This window comes from Candidatus Methylomirabilota bacterium (assembly GCA_036005065.1).
Taxonomy (GTDB): Bacteria; Methylomirabilota; Methylomirabilia; order Rokubacteriales; family DASRDR01; genus DASYQW01.
In genome coordinates this window covers 1-17,351 of sequence record DASYQW010000135.1, presented here as the reverse complement: position 1 = coordinate 17,351, position 17,351 = coordinate 1, and the positions used below count along the sequence as shown (strand labels likewise).

Below are 17,351 nucleotides of genomic sequence, written 5' to 3'. Positions count from 1 at the left end.
GTCCGGGCGCCCGAAGGCTAACTCCGCTATTTTGCAGGGCTTCAGCTCTGGCATCAGGACTGCCTGTATCAGTCGGCATGGACAGCCGACAGCGACCCGCCGCGAGACGTACACCAAGGAGGATACAGTGCAGACCCTTCTCCCACCGACCAGCCCCCGGGCCGACGGGTTCGTCCGAATGATCCACTCCGCCGAGCGGAAAGCCCTGGCCCGGGGCCGGATCCTCGTCGTGGACGATGAAGCCCTGGTCACCGATTCGCTCCGCCTGGCCCTGGAGCCGGCGGCGTATACCGTCAGCACCGCCGCCTCGGGACGGGGCGCCCTGGTGCAGGCCGAGGGCGCGGAATGGGACCTGGCCTTCGTGGATCTGGGCTTGCCGGACATGGACGGCCTCGACCTCCTCCGCCGGCTCAAGGTCCGGCGTCCCGACCTCGTCGGCGTGGTGATCACGGGCTACGGGTCGGGGGCGAAGGGGTTTGCGGCGCGCGATGCGGGAGCCTACGCGTTCCTCGAGAAGCCGGCCGACATGACCCCGGAGAAGATCCTCACGGTGGCGTCGAACGCCCTCCGGCATCGACAGGCCGAGCGCGAGCTCGCGACCTGGCGCCAGCAAGTCGCCGCCAGCGAGAAGCTGGCGACGCTCGGTACCCTCGTGTCGGGCGTCGCTCACGAGATCCGGACCCCGCTCACCTACGTCACCTACAGCCTCTATCTGGCTCGCCGGGAGCTGGAGCGCGCCGTCCAGGCGGATCCGACCCTGGCCGGCCTGGCCGAGCGGGTCCTCAAGCAAGAGGAGGCGGCGCTCGACGGTGTCGCTCGAATCAGCCGGCTGGTGGAGGACCTCCGCCGCTTCACGCGGCGCGGCGTGGAAGGGCGCGCCGACGCGGACCTGCGCGAGGTCGTGGGCGTGGCGGTCGACGTCTTCCGGGCCATCCGTCGCGAGCGTATCGCGGTGGAGACCGACCTCGCGTCGGTTCCGGCCTTGCCCCTGGACAGCGGCCAGATCCAGCAGGTCGTCTTCAACCTGCTCAACAACAGCGCCGAGGCCATGCCGGCCGGGGGCACCGTCCGTATCGCGACCCGGGCCGTGCCGGGGGGCGGGGAGATCGAGGTGTCGGACGACGGTCCGGGACTGTCGCCGGAGGTGGAGGCTCGGCTCTTCGATCCCTTCTTCACCACCAAGGCGGAGGGCACAGGCCTCGGTCTCTCGATTTGTCAGCAAATCGTCGAGGCCCATGGCGGCCAGATCCGGTACGCCACCGAGGTCGGCCGGGGCACGACCTTCGTGATCTTCCTCCCGGCGCGGCCGGGCTGAGGGCGAAGCCGTCAGCCGGCCGCGAGCCGCTCCACGGCAGCCCTTCTTACCCTCTCCCCCATCGGGGAGCGGATAGAAGCCGATTGGGGCTAGTTGCCGGAGCGGCCGCGAAGCTGCGGGTCGAGCACGTCCCGCAAGCCGTCCCCGAGCAGGTTGAAGCCGAGCACCGCCACCATGATCGCCAGCCCGGGAAAGACGCTCATCCAGGGAGCCGTCTCGAGATAGGTCCGGCCCTCGTTCAGCATCGTTCCCCAGGACGGATCCGGAGGCTGGGTGCCGAGGCCCAGGTAGCTCAGCGAGGCCTCGGTGAGGATGGCCACGGCCAGGCTGACGGACGCCTGCACGATGAGCGGGGCCAGGACGTTCGGCAGGATGTGCCGGACGGCCACCCGGACGCCGCCAGCCCCGAGCCCACGGGCGGCCACCACGTGGTCCTTCTCGCGCTCGACGATGACCGGGCCGCGGGCCACGCGGCTGAAGAGCGGAGCGTAGACCACGGCGATCGCCAGCGCCGCGTTGTTCAGCCCGGGCCCGAGCATCGCCGCGATCCCGATGGCCAGGATGAGGGTCGGAAAGCTGAAGAGCACGTCCATCACCCGGCCGATCAGGAGGTCCGGCCAGCCGCCAAAGTACCCGCCGGCCATCCCGAGGACGGTGCCCGCCGCGAACGCGATGGCGATGCTGGAGAGCGCCACGCCCAGGGCGATGCGGGTCCCGTGGATCGTCCGGCTCAACACGTCGCGGCCGAACCGGTCGGTGCCGAACGGGTGGGTGAGCGAGGGTCGCTTGAGCGCGTCCACCACCTTCATCTCGGTCGGGTCGTAGGGAGCGAGCACGTCGGCGAACACCGCCAGCAGGACGAGCAGCAGGACCAGCAAGGCCCCGAAGACGACGAGCCGGTTCCGCAGCGCCGAGCGGAGGGCGAGCCGCCATCCGCTCGGATCGCGGGTCGTGGCCGGGACCGGGCTAGCGATAACGGATGCGCGGGTCGACATACGCGTACACCAGGTCGACCACCAGGTTCGACAGCATGAAAAGCGCGCTGACGAAGAGGATGGTCCCCTGGACGAGCGGGTAGTCGCGCTGGAAGACCGCCCACAGGACGAGCCGCCCCACGCCGGGAAGCGTGAAGACCTCCTCGGTCACCACCACGCCCCCCAGCAGGTAGCCGACCTGGACGCCGGCCACCGTGATCAGCGGGATCAGGCTGTTTTTGAGCGCGTGCCCCCAGACGACGCCCTGCTCCGGGAGGCCCTTGGCCCGCGCCGTCCGGATGTAGTCCTGGCGCATCACCTCGAGCAGCGAGGAGCGGGTCATCCGCATGAAGACGGCGGCCACGGCGGTACCCAGGGCCAGGCTCGGCAGCGCGATGATCGCCAGGTTCCCCAGCGGGTCCCGGAGCGGGCTCACGAAGTCGACCGGCGGGGCCCAGTTGAGCCAGAGCGAGGCGGCCAGGATGAGCATCGTCGCCTGCCAGAAGACCGGAATCGAGAGGCTGAAGAGGCTCGCCACCCGGACGACGTGGTCGAGCCCGGTGTTCTCGCGTCGGGCGGACAAGATGCCCAGCGGCACGCCGACGGCGAGCGCAACCACCATGGCCCCCAGCGTCAGCTCGACGGTCACCTGGAGGCGGCTCAGGATCATCTCGGTGACCGGGATCCCGGTCCGCCAGCTGGTGCCGAGGTCGCCGCGGAGCACCGCCCCCAGCCAGCGCCCGTACTGGACGTGGAGGGGCGCGTCCAGGCCGAAGAAGGCGCGGAGGGCGCGCATGGTCTCCTCGCTGTAGAGGCCCTCGGTCCCGATCATCTGCTCGACGATGGTGCCCGGGATGAGCCGGATCAGGAGGAACACCGCGATGGTGACGCCCAGCAGCGTGGGCACCAGGGAGAGGACGCGGATCAGGAGGTAGCGGCGCACGGTCCCCTCCCTCTCCCCCGGTCAGGGGGAGAGGGTCGGGGTGAGGGAGCGACGGGTCGTCAGCGCTCGAGCCAGACGGTCCGGAAGCCGTAGTAGTTGGTCGTGAAGTGCTGCTCGTAGTGGACGTAGTTCTGGGTGATGTCGATGAGGTCCGGGCTGAACGTCCAGATCTGGATCGCCTTCTCGACCATGAGCCGCTGGACACGGTCGTAGGCCTCCTTGCGCTTGGCCGGGTCGACCGTGAGCTTTCCCTGGTCGAGGAGGGCGTCGATCTCCGGGTCCCCGTCGTTGTTCCACTGCTTCTCCACCGAGTGGAAGCGCCGGTAGAGGAGCGAGTCCGGGTCGGCGTCGCCGTTGGTGATGTTCATGGTCAGGTCGAAGTCGAACGAGGGCTTGATGATCGCCTTGATCCAGACGCCGTACTCCTCCTGGATGATCTGGGCGTCCACGCCGATCTTCTTGAGCTGAGCCGCGATCACCTGGGCGCCGGCCACCATGGTCGGGAAGGTCGGGATCACCTTCAGCGTCGTCTTGAATCCGTTCGGAAACCCGGCGTCGGCCAGGAGCTTCTTGGCCCGCTCGGGGTTCGGCGTGTACCACTCCTTGTAGGTCTCGACGGGCAGGGCCCAGGGCTTCATGGCCGGCGTGAGCGGCCCGGTGACGGTGCCGAGGCCGGAGGCGGCGGCCTGGAGCACCTCCTGCCGGTCGACGGCCAGGCTGAGGGCCTGGCGCACGCGGACGTCCTGGAACGGCTTCCGCCCGTGGTTCACGTTGACCATGTCGAAGCCGAGTCGGGGCGAGCGGAGCGTGGCGAGGCGCTTGTCGTCCTTGACCAGGAAGTAGTTCTTGTTGTCCTCGAGGAGGGCGTGGTGGACGTTTCCGGTCCGGAGCTGGGCGACGATGTTGGCCTCGTCGGGGATCACCTTCAGCTCGACGGCGTCGACGTAGGGCTTCCCCTTGTCCCAGTAGTCGGGATTCTTCCGCCCCTTGAGGTGGCTCTGGGGCACCCACTCCTGGAAGATGAACGGCCCCGTCCCGACCGCGGCCCGGCGGAGGTCGCCGCGCTTCTCGATCTCCTCGCGGGGGACGATCGCCGACCAGCCGCCCGCCATGCCGGCCAGGAGCGACGCGCTCGGCTCTTTGGTGTGGAGGCGCACCGTGTACTTGTCCGGCACCTCGATCTGGTCGATGGCCGAGAGGTAGCCCCGGCCGCCGGAGCCGACCTTCGGGTCGAGGATCCGCTCGTAGGAGTACTTGACGTCGTCGGCGACGAACTCCCGGCCGTTGTGGAACTTGACGCCGCGGCGGAGCTTGAAGGTCCACGTCTTCCCGTCGGCGCTGGTGGTCCAGGACTCGGCCAGGGCCGGCTCGAGCTTGCCGTCGGCGCCCCACTCCACCACGCGGTTGTAGAAGAGCGGGCTGACCCGATGCTGGGAGAGCGCCTGCTCCAGGATGGGGTCCAGGCTCGGGGCCTCCGTCGTCTTGGCGGAGATGAACGTGCCCCCCGTTCGCCGCGGACGGGTCTGGGCCGACGCCCGACGGCCCGGCCCGATCGCCGAGACGGCGGTCGCCGACGCGGCCACGCGCATGAACTGCCGGCGGGTCATTGGATGGTGACGGATCGTGTCGCTCATGGCGTCCTCCCGGACGATGTGTCGGAAGCCTGTTGATCGGGCATCACGCGAGGGAGCCGCCGGTGTCGGGCAGCGGCCGGTAGTAGGAGTGGCCCGCCGCGGCCCACGCCGCCCACATCGCCCGGAACTCCGGGCCCATGGGGTCGATCCCGCGCATGGGCATCGTCCCGCGGCGGATCGTGAAGTCGTGCGGGGCCAGCTCCCCGCCCCGCTCGAAGTGCCGGGCGGCGGCCTCCGGGCGGCCCTGCTCGTGAAGCCACCGGCCGAGACCGAACTCGGCCCGCGCCTCCTGGTCCGCCGGCGTCGGGAGCGACTGGAGGGCGCGCACCTCGGCGTCGGGCCGCGGGGCCGCCTCCCCGCGGACCCAGGCGCGCAGCGCCTGGAGGTGCCGCTGGGCGTCGAGTCCCGTCAGGTGTCGGAAGGTGTCGCTCCCGAAGGCGACGTCGTTCGGCCGGACGATGCGGCCGCGCTCGTCGATCCAGAGCACGGTGGGGACGTTGACGATGTTGTAGAGGTCGGCCAGGTGGTGGGCGGTGTCGATCAGCGAGGGGTGCGACGGCCGGGCCGCCTCGATCCAGGGGCGCGCATCCTCGGGGCTCTTGTCGAGCGCGACCGTGATCACGGTGAAGCCGTAGCCCCGGAGCTCCTCGTAGGTGGCCTGCCAGACCGGCAGGTCCAGGCGGCACCCTCACCACGACGCGTAGGCGACGAGGAGCACCTTGGCCCCGCGGTGCTCGGAGAGCCGGTGGAGCCGGCCCCCGAGGTCGGGGAGCGCGAAGTCGGGCGCCTCGAGCGAGGCGAGCGCGGCGCTTCGCTGGGGCGCCGCCACGCCGAGGTAGGCCGCGCGCTCCTGGACGTCGAGGGCGAGCGGCCGCGCGAGGAGTGCCGCCAGCTCGGCCAGGTCGAGCCCGTCGGGATCGGCCGCCGGCGAGCCCGCCGGCAGCGGGATGCAGGCGGTGCCCCGACACAGTCCTTCGGGCCGGAGACTCCAGCCCAGGGCCCGCTCGACGGCTGCGGGGGTGAGGCGCACGTGCTCGCCTCCGAGCCGGGCGGGCACCTCGACCGGCCGGCCGTCGTCGAGGAGGGTGAAGGTCGAGACGTCCACAGGCCGGCCGGGCTCAGCGTTCGCCGGTGAGCAGGCGGCGCGGGTTCTCGACCAGGAGCACGTGGAGTTGCTCGTCGGATAGGCCGGCGTCCTTGAGCAGGGAGACGAATCGGGTCGGGATGTAGGCGAAGCCGTTCCCCCCGTAGCCCACGAGATGGGAGCGGAAGCAGTTGTCGTGGGAAAGCAGGAGCTGGCTGAGATGGCCGCGCCGGACGACCTCGCGCACGAGCCGGAGGTGCTTCTCGACCTCGTAGGGGTGGAGGCCGCGGATCGTGTCGAACTGGACGCAGGCCCCTCGCCGGGCGATCGCCTCGTGATAGTCGGGGTCCGGCCAGGTGTCGGAGTGGCCGACGATCACCCGCCGGAGGTCGGCGCCCTCCTCCTGGAGGATGTCGAGCTGCTGGAGGCCGACCGGGCTCTCGAGCGCGTGGAGCGTGATGGCCAGCCCCGTCCGGCGGTGGGCCCGGGCCGCCGCCCGGTGGACGCGCTCCTCGGCGGGCGAGACCCACGACCAGTCGGCGCCGATCTCGCCGATGATGCCCGGCCGGATGCCGGTCTCGGGCTCGCCCTCCTCGATCTCGCGAACGATGTCGGCGGCCAGGTCGGCCGTGGTGCGGCGGGCGATGTAGTCGTGGTCGTAGTACGGCTCCCGGTACCACCCGCTCCCCATCACGACGTGGAGGGAGGTGGCCTCGGCCACCCGCCGCATGGCCGCCGCGTTCCGCCGGAGCCCGTGGTTCGTCACCTCGACGATGGTGCTCCCGCCGCACGCCTTGAAGCGGGCCGCCTCCTGGGTCATCAGCACCTCGTCGTTGAGCAGGGCGTCACGGACCCGGGTGATCCGGAAGAGGTCCAGGAAGAGGTGCTCGTGGGGCAGGGTGAGCCCCAGCGCGTCGCCGCCAATCGGCCCTCGGACGGTCATGACCGGCATGGGGTCCCCTCCCGGGATCGGGATGCGCTCCACGATAGATGAAGACCGGGCGCTCGGCAAGCGGGGTGGCCGTGATAGGATGCCCGGGACCAAGGAGGCTCGCATGCGCTTCGTGGTGTGCGGGGCGGGGGCTACACCACCGAGCACATCAGCCTGCTGCTCGCGCTGATCACCGAGATGGCCGCGGCCCGGGAGCGGCCGGGCAGGTACACGGTGGCCCAGCTGCGCGCGCGCCTCGGCCCTTAGCCGACCTGAAGGATGTGCCCGTAGGCGACGGCGCGTTGCTAGACAGCCTTACCGAACAACCTTGCGCACGCTTCTTCCGCCCTGCGTTTCCCTTCGTCCGTGAGGACGACCGGCTTGGCCTTGCTCTTGGGATCGAGGACTACTTCTTAGACGGGCGTGCGGGAACACCAGTGAGCATGCCCTGCGCGCTCAAGTCTTCGTCGATGTCCGGCCAGTGCACCCCTTGGCCATCGCCTATGATTTCGTAGCGCGCCCGCTGCTCGGGGGTTGCCTCCGAAAGCCTCCATGACCAGGCCAGCGGCACGCTAACGCTTCGGCCGTCGACCAGCTCGAACGTGATGAGATCATCCGTTACGGAGACCGCCTTCACCCGAGGTTCGATGTTAGCCGCAGTGCTCATGCCACGCCTCGATGATCTGCGCCACGTGCGCGTGAACGCGCCGACGAATGGTGTTCAATTCCTGCGCCGCGAATCCGTGATTGGCGGCAAGCTCGATCGGCACTAGCCAGAACTTGCACACCATCTTCTCCCGACGAACGTGGACATGCTTCGGCTCGCTGCAGTCGAAGCTGTAGAAGAAGAACCGGTACGGTCCGGGGATGTCCTTGATCCGCGGCACCGAGACACTCCTCTGTCACTCATGGGTCCACCGGACTCGACCTAGGGTATCACGACAGCCAGTCCTGCGGCCGCAACCGGAAGCCACCCAGCATGGCGTAAGTGGCCCACGTGCCGCCAGCTCCTCGCCCCTTGCTTCTCCCTCACGGGCGGCAAGTACAGGGTGGGTCGAGCTGCGCGCGCGTCTGGCCGCCTAGGCGTAGCGGGCGCGGAGCTGCCGGGCCGCCTCGCACATCGACTTGAGCTTGAGGTAGGCCTCGTCCAGGTCCATCGGGTTCTGGACCGAGGGCGCGAATCCGCAGTCCGGGTGGAGCGTGATCCGGTCCTTCTCCACGTACCGCATGGCCGCTTCGACCCGGGCGACGATGTCGGCGGCCGGCTCCACCCGCCGGTCGCAGTGGTCGACGCAGCCCAGCCCGAGCCGGGCTCCGGCCGGGAACCCGGCGAGGGATTCCGGGCCACCGGCCACGGGCGTGGCGTACTCGAGGCAGAGCGTGCCGACCCGGATCCGGCCCAGGGCCGGCATGATCAGGTCGTACGGCCCTTCGGTCTTGTGCTGGCGGTCGAAGTGGGCGTGGCAGAGGTGCATGGCGGTCGCCGGACCGCCCGTCCGGTCGAACCCGTCGAGCGTCTGGTTCAGGAGGTCGACGCACAGGTCCATCTCGTACTGGACGTCGCGGATTCCTTCGGCGGCCCGAAACCGGGCATCGACCAGCGTCGCGAGCCAGGGCTCGTCGAGCTGGACCGTGTCGGCGCCGGCGTCCCGGAGCGCCGCGATCTCCTGGCGGAGGATCCCCACGCAGTCGGTCATGAGCCGCTCCCGGGTCGGGTAGGCCGCCCAGGAGTGCTCGGGGTGCCACATGCGCCGCCCGATGATGTAGGGCGAAGGCAGCGTGGCCTTGACGCGCCGCCGGGTGCGCCCGCGCACGTAGCGGACCTCGGGGACGGCGATGGGGCGATGGTACTCGAGCGGCGCCACCACCGCCGGATAGAGCAGATCCCCGCTCCGGGTGAGATCGGGGCGGAAGCCCGCCACCCGCTCGGCGAAGACCTTGACGTAGCTCTCCCGTCGCCACTCGCCGTCGGTGATCTCGTCGAGCCCGGCGCGCTCCTGTAGCATCACGGCCGTGTCGATGGCCGGGTCGAGCAGCCGATCGGCCTCCGCCTCGGAAAGCCGCCCGCTCTTCCGCTCCAGGATGACGTCGCGGACCCAGGCCGGCCGGGGCAGGCTGCCGATCACCGTCGTCGGGAAGAGCTCGCCGGTCATCTCTGGTGTCCGAGCCTAGCGGGCGGGGAGGACGCGCGTCAAGCCGGGCTTCCGGCCCGGGGCCGAGGTACAATGGGCGGCGCGCGACGCGCCGGGGCCAGCCGGCGGCCAGGGGAGGATACGGTGGCACGACCGAATCTGCTCCGCCAGAGACTCGCGAGCGGCCGGACCTGCATTGGGCCGATCTTCCAGGAGTTCTGGTCGCCGGAGCTGTTCGAGTTCTGCGGCCTGGCCGGCTTCGATTACGCGATCCTGGACGGGGAGCACGCCGGGGTGGATCCCCAGACGGCTCGCGGCCTGGTCCGGGCCGCTCAGGGCGTGGGGATCACGGCACTGGCCCGCGTGCCGCGCGGGGAGCCCTCCCTGGTCCTGCGATACCTCGACGCGGGCGTCGAGGGGCTCATCCTGCCCCACTGCAACACCGCCGCCGACGCCGAGGCCTTCGTGAGCGCGTGCAAGTACCCGCCACGCGGGATCCGCGGCGCCGCCAGCTCGAGCCGGGCGGCGGGCTACGGCTTTTCCCAGACCGCCCGCGAGCACCTCGAGCAGGCCGACCGCGAGGTGCTCTGCCTGGGGTTGATCGAGGAGCCGCGGGCGGTCGAGCACCTGCCCGAGATCCTGAAGGTCGACGGCTTCGACGGCTGCTTCATCGGTCCGGGGGACATGGCCCTCCTGCTCGGCCGCGACTACTTCGGCGGGCCGACCATGCACCCGGCGGTCCGGGCGCTGGTCGACCGGGCGCTGGCGCTGACCCTGGAGGCGGGCAAGCTCGTCATGCTGCCGGCCGCCACCGGCGCCGAGGCGCGGGCCTGGGCTCAGCGCGGCGTCCGGCTCATCACCCTGAACATCGGCGCCCTCGTCCGCCGGGCGATCGACGACTACTTCGCGGCCTTTCGCGGCTGACGCCGATGGCGGCCGGCCGGCGGGGTCAGCCGGCGATCTCGGCGAGGCGGACGGGCCGATGCTCGCCCAGCGACCGGGTGGCCGCCTCGGCGACGCGGAACGCCTCGACTCCGTCCCGGGCGGTGCAGGGGCTCGGCGCCTCGCCTCGAGCCACCCGGAGGAACTCCGCCAGCTCCGCTCGATAGGCGCCCTCGAACCGGTTCAGGAAGTCCGGCCAGGCCGGGCCGGCCGGCGGCGGGATGCCCGGCTCGAGCGAGCGGATCGGCGTCCGCGGCCCGAGGCCGATCGCCACGCTGTCGCGCGACCCGAAGATCTCCGTCCGGACGTCGTACCCGAGCGGGTCGTGGCGGGCGACGGTGAGGACGGCCAGCGTCCCATCCGCCATCCGGAGCGTGGCCACGGCGGTGTCGACGTCGCCGTACTTCGCGAACACGGGAAACCCCCGCACGCCGCCGTCGGCGTAGACCTCCTCGACCTCGCTCCCGGTGAGCCAGCGTAGGACGTCGAAGTCGTGGATCGAGAAGTCACGGAAGAGACCGCCCGAGACCGGGATGTACGCCTCGTGCGGCGGGGCCGGATCGTGGCCGGCCAGGCGGATCGTGTAGATGGTCCCCAGCCGACCCGCCTCGATCAGCTCGCGGGCGGCGCGGTAAGCCGGGTCGAAGCGGCGCTGGAAGCCGAGCTGGAAGGGGATCCCGGCCCGCTCGACGTCGGCCCGGACGGCGAGGCTCTCCCCCAGGTCGAGGGTGAGCGGCTTCTCGCAGAAGACGGGCAGGCGGCGCTCGGCTCCGGCCCGGATCAGCCGGGCATGGGCGTCGGTGCCCGCCGTGATGACGAGCGCCTGGGCCTGCTCCATGGCCCGCTCGATCCCATCGACCGCCGTCGCCCCGGTGGCGGCCGCCGTCTCGCGGGCCCGCGAGGGCTCGATGTCGGCCACCAGGAGCTCGGAGGCCCCGGTGAGGCCCGCGAGGATGCGCGCGTGCAGCCGGCCGATGCGGCCGGCGCCCAGGATGGCGACTCTCATCGGGCCGCGGCGGAGCCCGCCGTCACTGGGAGCTGAGCCACACGTTCCAGAAGTGCATGTAGGGGCCCGAGCGAAAGCCCTGGACCTCGCGCCGCTTGGCGTCCATGCGGAAGTAGTCGCCGAGCCGGATGCGCGCGGCGTCCTCGTACATGAGGGTCTGCACCCGCTCCCACAGCGCGTGGCGCTTCTTCGCATCGAGCTCGCGGGCGATCGCCTGGAGGAGCTGCTCCTTGTCCGGGTTGCACCACCAGCCGGGCCACTCGCAGAGGACCACCGCGTAGGTCACCGAGTCCGGCTCGAACACGAAGGCCGTGCTGAAGACGTCCCACAGCTCCGGCTTGTTGCGCCGCTGCACCACGGTCGCCCAGTCCATGACCTGCAGGTCGATCTTGAAGCCGACCTCCTCGAGCTGGCTCTTGGCCACCAGGGCCGGCTTGTAGTGGTGCTCGTACTCGGTGGTCACGATCCAGCGCACCGGCTGTCCCTGGTAGCCGGCCTCGCGGAGGAGGCGCCGCGCCTTCTCCCGGTCGCGCTGGTTGTAGAGCTTCTCGCCGGCCCGGGAGTGGGTGGCCTGCTCCTGGAAGAAGATCCCCGGGTCCAGGCGATAGAAGTCCTTGTGGCCCATGGCGGCCAGCATCGCCGGCTCGACGTCGATGGTGGCCTGGAACGCCTGGCGCAGGCGCTTGTCCGTCATGAGGCCCTGCCGGGTGTTGAGGACGGCCGTGACCCAGCCGTAGGGCTTGACGACCACCGGCTCGACCCCGGGGATCGCCTTGAGCCGCTCGTACTGGTCGGGCTTGATCTGCTGGGCGTACTGGTACTCGCCGGTCTGGATGCCGGCGGTCCGGATCGCGTAGTCGGGCACCGGGAGGAAGTAGAGCTCGTCCACGTAGGCGACCCGCTGACCGCCGAGGCCGTTGGCCGGCCCGGTCGGCGAGAGGTAGCCGTCGAACCGGACCAGCTTGATGTGCCGGTCGGGCCGATGCTCCACGAACTTGAACGGTCCGGTGCCGACGTACTCCTTGAGCTGGCCGTCGCCGGTGGCGTCGACGACATCCTTGGGGTAGATCACCGCGGCACTGCCGAGCTGCGCCAGGATGACGAGCAGCCCGGCCGACGGCTCCTTCAGCCGGATCTCGACGGTGCCCGGGTCTTTGGCCTCGACGGCCTCCACCGTCCGGAAGAGCGCCTTGCCGGTGCTCGCGACCTTGCCCCATCGCGTGAGGGAGGCGACGACGTCGGCGGCCGCCAATTCCTTTCCGTTGTGGAAGCGGACGCCCTTGCGGAGGCGGATCACGTACCGCTTGCCGCCGTCCAGGGCCTCGGCTCCCTCGGCCAGGAGCGGGACCGGCTGGTACTTGGCGTCGAGCGTGAAGAGCGTCTCGAACACGTTGATCCCGATCTCCCGCGTGATGACCGCGGTGGTCGAATGGGGATCGAGCGATGGCGGCTCGCCGATCAGCGCCACCCGGAGGACCCCGCCCTTGCGAGGCGGTCCCGTCTGGGCGCCGGCGTGGCGGGTCGCCAGCGGCATGACGCAGGCGGCGATCAGCAGAATGGCCACGAGCCACGGAGACCTCGGGCACGTCGAACGCATGGCCGTTTCCTCCTTGGAGGCGGGGACCGACGGTCGCGCCGAATCTATGCCGGGCCTCCGATGCCTGTCAAGAGCGCCGCCGGGGGCGCCGGCTCGAGCCCGTTTGACAAGCCGTGCCCGGTCGGGCACTGTAGGCCGGCCCGGCGGTAGCCGCTCGAGCGCCAGCCACGGGCGCTCGGGACGGTGAGACTCGCGGGTCCGGGGAGGGAATGACGCTGAGCGAGCTCGAGGTCCGCGCCCTGAGCCCCGACGGCGGCGCCCGTGGCTGAGATTCCCACGAGGGCCGACGCCCACCGGGCCGAACCCCCGCCGATCGCGCGCCTCACGCTCTCGGCCGAGACCCCGTATCTGGCCGCCGCGCTCGGCTTCGTGCGGGAGACGGCGGGGTTGCTGGGCCTGGCCGTCGAGGAAGCCACCGGGCTCGTGCACGTCGTGGAGCAGGTCGGGCTGAACGTGATCGCGCGCGCCTTCGAGCCCGGCCGGGGCGCGACCTTCGACGTCGTGCTCCGGCGCCGGCCGGGCGAGGTCGTGGTCGCGGTGGAAGACCAGGGGCTCCCGTTCGACTTCGAGAACCTGGAGCGGGCCGCGGCCTCGGGGGCCGGAGCGTTCGGCCCCGAGGTCGATGCGGTTCGCTTCGAGAACCTCGGGGACCGCGGCAACCGGGTCGAGATCGTCAAGCGCCTCGTCTTCCAGCACGTCGAGAGTTATCTCGCCGACTCGGAGAAGACGCCGGCGGCGCCGGCGGCTCCCGCCGCCCTCGACCGGCCGGTCACGCTGCGCCTGGCGACGGCCGACGATGCCGTGGCGGTCGCGCGGTGCACCTACTCCACCTACGGTTACACCGCCCCCGACCGGGAGCTCTATTTCCCGGATCGTCTGCGCGAGCTGCTCGACAGCGGCCTGCTGCAAGCGTGCGTGGGAACGAGCGACGACGGCGAGGTGGTGAGCTATCTCGCGCTGGAGCTGGATCGGCCGGGGGCACGGGTCGGCAACGTGGGCGAGGCGATGGTCGATCCCCGGTACCGGGGCCATGGGCTATTCGAGAAGATGAAGGCGTTCCTCAGGGATCACGCCGCGGTCAGCGGGATGCTGGGCATGTACAGCGAGGCCATCACGGTCCACCAGTTTTCCCAGAAGGGCAACATCGCCCTCGGCGCGTGCGAGACCGGGATCCAGCTCGGCGACGAGGCTCCCACGGTCGTCTTCAAGCAAATCGAGGAGGAGGCCCAGCGGAAGCGCACCGCGACCGTCCTCTACTACCTCAGGACCCGCGAGGGCCAGGCCCGGATCGCCTATCCACCGGCGCACCACGAGCCGATCATCCGGCGTATCTACGAGCACGGGCGCTTCCCCCGCGAGCTCCGGGCGCCGGATCCGGCCCCGGAGGCGCCCGACCTCCCCGCGTCTTCCCAGCTCAGGGTCGAGGTGTTCCCGGAGTGGAGCGAGGCCTCGATCACGGTGACCGCCTACGGACGTGATCTGCCCGTCCGGGTGCGCGAGCGACTGCGGGCGCTGTGCCTCCAGCGAATCGACTGGATCGGCGTCGACCTGCCGCTCTCCCACCCCGGGGCCCGGGAGATGTGCGCGTCCCTCGAGGCGCTCGGCTTCTTCTTCGCCGGCGTCATCCCCGAGCTGGCCGGTGACGGCGACGTGTTGCGCCTGCAGTATCTGAACGACATCGACGCCGACCTCGAGTCGGCCCAGATCGCATCGGACTTCGGCAAGGAGCTCTTCGCCTACGTGGTCGGCGCGATGGAAGGGGAGGGCACGAGATGACGACCCGGTGGCTCGCCGTTGCAGCGGCGGCGCTCGTCCTCGGCGGCGCCTCGGCCGACGCCCAGGACGCGCTGCGGGTCGGCTTCGTGTACATCGGGCCGGTGGCCGATTACGGCTGGAGCTACGCCCATGACGAGGGCCGGAAATACCTCGAGCGCGCGGTGCCCGGCATTCGGACCACCTCCGTCGAGTCGGTGCCAGAGGGGGCGGCGGCCGAGCGAGTGCTGGCCCAGCTGGCCCAGGACGGCCACAAGATCGTGGTGGCGACGAGTTATGGGTACCTGGACGCGACCCTGAAGGTCGCGGAGCGCTTCCCCGACGTCGTGTTCCTCCACTGCTCGGGGGACCGGCGGCGGGCGAACGTCGGGACCTATTTCGGCCGCATGTACCAGGCGAGCTATCTGAGCGGGCTCGTGGCCGGCAAGCTGACCCGCCGCCACCTCATCGGCTACGTGGCCCCGCTGCCGACCCCCGAGGTCATCCGGATTCTCAACGCGTTCACGGTGGGCGCGCGCGAGGCGAATCCCGACGCCAAGGTCCAGGTGGCCTGGACCCAGGCCTGGTTCGCGCCGCCGGCCGAGACCCAGGCCGCCAACCGGCTGCTGGACGGGGGCGCCGACGTCATCGCCACCCAGAGCGATTCACCGGCTCCGGTCGAGGCGGCCGAAGCCCGCGGAGCCTACGCCGTCGGCTACAACTCGGACGCCAGCCGATTCGCGCCAACGCGGCACCTGGTGTCGGCCGTGTGGAACTGGGGCCCGTACTACGCGGAGGTCGCGCGCCAGGTGCGGGCCGGCAGCTGGAAGAGCGAGGGGATCTGGGCGCCCATCGGCCAGGGCATGGTCGCCCTCTCCCCCTTCGGGCCGGCGGTGCCCGAGGCCGTCCGGAGCCAGGTCGAGCGGCGGCGCGAAGATCTCGTCGCCGGGCGGTTCGACGTCTTCTGGGGACCGGTCCGGGACCAGGCCGGACGGGTGCGCGTCGCCGCAGGCGACAAGCCGGCCGACGCGGTCCTGTGGAGCATGAACTGGCTCGTGGAGGGCGTGGTCGGGGCCGTCCCTCGGTAGCGGCTTCGCCGGCGCCACCCTGGGTTCGCGCGCCTCGGACGGCGGGACCCCAGCCCCGCGACGTCTTGCGGCGCGCCGTTAGGGGGGGCCATCGGGGGGGGCTTTGGAGACCCCCCCGAAATGGCCTAGGCGCGCCGCATCCGGAAGTTGAAGCGCCGGATGTCGAACTGCTGGTTCGGATTGGGCGTCCACTCCACGTACTTCTGGACGCCGTAGTCCTCGTAGGGCTGGATGATCGGGATCCACGGCAGGTGCTCGAGGAGGATCTCGGTCATCCGCTTGTAGGCGCGCCCCCGGAAACTCTCGTCGAGGCTGAACCGCGCGGCGTTCCCGAGCTCGTCCCACTCCGGGTGGCGCCAGTAGTCGAACGTGCCGCCGGGCCCCAGGAGCCGCCACATCATGCCGTCGGGATCCCGGAGGGTCGAGGTGGGGTCCGACCAGAGCAGCCCCTTGAGGGTCTTCTCGCGGACCTTCTGGGCCCGTATCGAGTACTCGATGACCTCGACGAGGATGTTGATGCCCACGTCCTTCCACATGGCCGCGATGGCCTCGGCCATGGCCTTGTCGTGCACGACGTACCCGACCGTCGTCTCCAGGTAGATGGGCTCGTTCTTGTAGCCGGCCCTCTTGAGGAGCTCCCGGGCCCCCTTCGGGTCGTATTTCAGCGGGGCGAGGCTCGGGTCGTGATGGTTGTCACCCTTGGCGATCGGGCCGCTGGCGACGATGCCCCGTCCGCGCCACAGATCCTTGACGATGGACTCGCGGTCCACGGCCAGGGACATGGCCTGCTTCACCAGCGGGTTGTTCAGCGGAGGGACCTTGGAGTTGACCGCCAGCACGTAGAGCCCGGCGTACAGGGCGCTCACGGCCCTGGTGGTGGGATGCTGGCCGACCCGGTCGAAGTGATCGGGCGAAAGCGCCGTGATGGCGTCCGCCTCGCCCTTGAGCAGGGCGGCGACGCGGGGGGCCGTCTCCGGGATCGGCCGGAAGACGACCCGGTCGACGTCGATCTTCCCGCCCCAGTAGTCCGGGTTGGCCTCGAGCACGGTCTTGTCGTCCTTGGTCCACGACTGGAGCCGGACCGGGCCGGTCCCGACCGGCTTGGCGTTGAACGCGTCCGGGCCGACCTGCTCCAGGTACTTCTTGGGGACGATCTGTCCGCCGTAGAAGGCCAGCCGCGCCGGCAAGAGCGGATCGGGCTTCTTGGTGCGGATCACCAGCGTGGAGGGATCGGGCGCCTCGATCCGGTCGATGGTGGTGAAGACGGTGGCGACCAGCGTCTTGGCTTTGGCGTCGTAGGTCCGCTCCAGGCTGAACTTGGCGTCGGCCGAGGTGAAGGGGTCGCCGTTGTGCCACTTGATGCCCTGGCGCAGCTTGAAGGTCCAGGTCTCCGGGTCGGTGTTCTTCCACTCGGTGGCAAGCCCCGGGTACAGCTTGTCGTCCGGATGCCGGCTCGTCAGGTTGTCGAAGACGTTGAAGGAGACGCGGATGTCGTTGGATCCCGTGGACATGTGGGGGTCGAACCGGGCCACGTCGCCGCCCTGGGCGATGACCAGCTCGGGCTTCTGGGTGGTCTGGGCGGCGGCCCCGCCCTCCAGGACGCGCTCCACGACCGCCGCGGCCAGGCCGAGGAGACCGGCGCGACGCAGGAACTCGCGACGCGGGATGCTGCCCGCGTGCCAGGCATTCAGCAGGGCCTCCCCCGTGGGGGTCTCGGGACTGCGCTCGTGGTGCTCCATGCTCGTCCTCCCGGGGCGTGGTCGGGCGTGCCCCCGCTACGGAACGCGGTCGGTGGTCGGCCTCCCAGGTCATCGGATCTCGCGGTCGTAGCCCAGGCGATAGCAGGTGAGTGACCAGCGAGCGAGCTTCACCGCCGCCCCTCGGGACAGTAGGCCGGTCCCCCTCCGGTGTCAAGGGGACCGCCGGGCGCCGACTACCGGGGCCGATGCCTCC

16 protein-coding genes and 1 pseudogene are annotated in these 17,351 nt (G+C 70.8%); 5 read left to right on the top strand and 12 right to left on the bottom strand.

Annotated elements, in window-relative coordinates; genetic code table 11:
* Positions 1-127 precede the first annotated feature (127 nt).
* Complete coding sequence (locus VGW35_09830) at positions 128-1,315, top strand: ATP-binding protein (GenBank protein ID HEV8307954.1); 1,188 nt, start codon at positions 128-130, stop codon at positions 1,313-1,315.
* 89 nt (positions 1,316-1,404) lie between these two features.
* Here the strand turns inward: VGW35_09830 and VGW35_09825 are convergent, their stop codons facing one another.
* The 5 genes from VGW35_09825 to VGW35_09805 all read right to left on the bottom strand — a co-directional run bounded on the left by VGW35_09825 (position 1,405) and on the right by VGW35_09805 (position 6,902).
* Positions 1,405-2,310, bottom strand: a complete 906-nt coding sequence (locus VGW35_09825; protein HEV8307953.1) for an ABC transporter permease — start codon at positions 2,308-2,310, stop codon at positions 1,405-1,407.
* On the bottom strand, positions 2,282-3,232 hold the full coding sequence (locus VGW35_09820) for an ABC transporter permease (GenBank protein ID HEV8307952.1): 951 nt from the start codon (positions 3,230-3,232) through the stop codon (positions 2,282-2,284). The genes VGW35_09825 and VGW35_09820 overlap by 29 nt, the downstream gene beginning before the upstream one ends.
* Positions 3,233-3,291: 59 nt before the next feature.
* Positions 3,292-4,866 carry an ABC transporter substrate-binding protein gene (locus tag VGW35_09815; protein HEV8307951.1) on the bottom strand — a complete coding sequence of 525 codons (1,575 nt, stop codon included), beginning with the start codon at positions 4,864-4,866 and terminating at the stop codon, positions 3,292-3,294.
* A gap of 43 nt (positions 4,867-4,909) precedes the next feature.
* A complete protein-coding gene (locus VGW35_09810) occupies positions 4,910-5,923 on the bottom strand; it encodes a TlpA disulfide reductase family protein (protein ID HEV8307950.1) in 1,014 nt (337 codons plus the stop codon).
* Between the two features lie 61 nt (positions 5,924-5,984).
* Positions 5,985-6,902, bottom strand: a complete 918-nt coding sequence (locus VGW35_09805) for a phosphotriesterase-related protein (GenBank protein HEV8307949.1) — start codon at positions 6,900-6,902, stop codon at positions 5,985-5,987.
* 117 nt (positions 6,903-7,019) lie between these two features.
* Here VGW35_09805 and VGW35_09800 point away from each other — a divergent pair, with 117 nt between their 5' ends.
* Entirely contained in the window at positions 7,020-7,148 is a 129-nt protein-coding gene (locus VGW35_09800) for a hypothetical protein (GenBank protein HEV8307948.1), read from the top strand.
* A 38-nt stretch (positions 7,149-7,186) separates the two neighbouring features.
* Here VGW35_09800 and VGW35_09795 read toward each other — a convergent pair.
* The 4 genes and pseudogenes from VGW35_09795 to VGW35_09780 all read right to left on the bottom strand — a co-directional run bounded on the left by VGW35_09795 (position 7,187) and on the right by VGW35_09780 (position 9,034).
* A pseudogene (locus VGW35_09795) lies at positions 7,187-7,276 on the bottom strand (hypothetical protein).
* Between the two features lie 11 nt (positions 7,277-7,287).
* Positions 7,288-7,548, bottom strand: a complete 261-nt coding sequence (locus VGW35_09790; GenBank protein ID HEV8307947.1) for a DUF2442 domain-containing protein — start codon at positions 7,546-7,548, stop codon at positions 7,288-7,290.
* Entirely contained in the window at positions 7,532-7,768 is a 237-nt protein-coding gene (locus tag VGW35_09785) for a DUF4160 domain-containing protein (GenBank protein ID HEV8307946.1), read from the bottom strand. The genes VGW35_09790 and VGW35_09785 overlap by 17 nt, the downstream gene beginning before the upstream one ends.
* Positions 7,769-7,960: 192 nt before the next feature.
* Positions 7,961-9,034, bottom strand: a complete 1,074-nt coding sequence (locus tag VGW35_09780) for a cobalamin-independent methionine synthase II family protein (protein ID HEV8307945.1) — start codon at positions 9,032-9,034, stop codon at positions 7,961-7,963.
* 123 nt (positions 9,035-9,157) lie between these two features.
* Between VGW35_09780 and VGW35_09775 the strand changes: the two genes are divergently transcribed.
* Positions 9,158-9,937, top strand: a complete 780-nt coding sequence (locus VGW35_09775; protein HEV8307944.1) for an aldolase/citrate lyase family protein — start codon at positions 9,158-9,160, stop codon at positions 9,935-9,937.
* A gap of 25 nt (positions 9,938-9,962) precedes the next feature.
* Here VGW35_09775 and VGW35_09770 read toward each other — a convergent pair whose 3' ends face one another.
* Entirely contained in the window at positions 9,963-10,961 is a 999-nt protein-coding gene (locus VGW35_09770; GenBank protein HEV8307943.1) for a Gfo/Idh/MocA family oxidoreductase, read from the bottom strand.
* A gap of 22 nt (positions 10,962-10,983) precedes the next feature.
* The gene (locus tag VGW35_09765; protein ID HEV8307942.1) at positions 10,984-12,558 is read right to left on the bottom strand and encodes an ABC transporter substrate-binding protein; all 1,575 of its coding nucleotides are present in this window, start codon (positions 12,556-12,558) and stop codon (positions 10,984-10,986) included.
* Positions 12,559-12,819: 261 nt separating this feature from the next.
* Here VGW35_09765 and VGW35_09760 point away from each other — a divergent pair, with 261 nt between their 5' ends.
* Complete coding sequence (locus tag VGW35_09760; GenBank protein ID HEV8307941.1) at positions 12,820-14,334, top strand: hypothetical protein; 1,515 nt, start codon at positions 12,820-12,822, stop codon at positions 14,332-14,334.
* The gene (locus VGW35_09755; GenBank protein ID HEV8307940.1) at positions 14,331-15,398 is read left to right on the top strand and encodes a BMP family ABC transporter substrate-binding protein; all 1,068 of its coding nucleotides are present in this window, start codon (positions 14,331-14,333) and stop codon (positions 15,396-15,398) included. The genes VGW35_09760 and VGW35_09755 overlap by 4 nt, the downstream gene beginning before the upstream one ends.
* 125 nt (positions 15,399-15,523) lie before the next feature.
* Here the strand turns inward: VGW35_09755 and VGW35_09750 are convergent, their stop codons facing one another.
* Positions 15,524-17,137 (bottom strand): ABC transporter substrate-binding protein, encoded by a 1,614-nt coding sequence (locus VGW35_09750; GenBank protein HEV8307939.1) that lies wholly within the window; start codon positions 17,135-17,137, stop codon positions 15,524-15,526.
* Positions 17,138-17,351 lie beyond the last annotated feature (214 nt).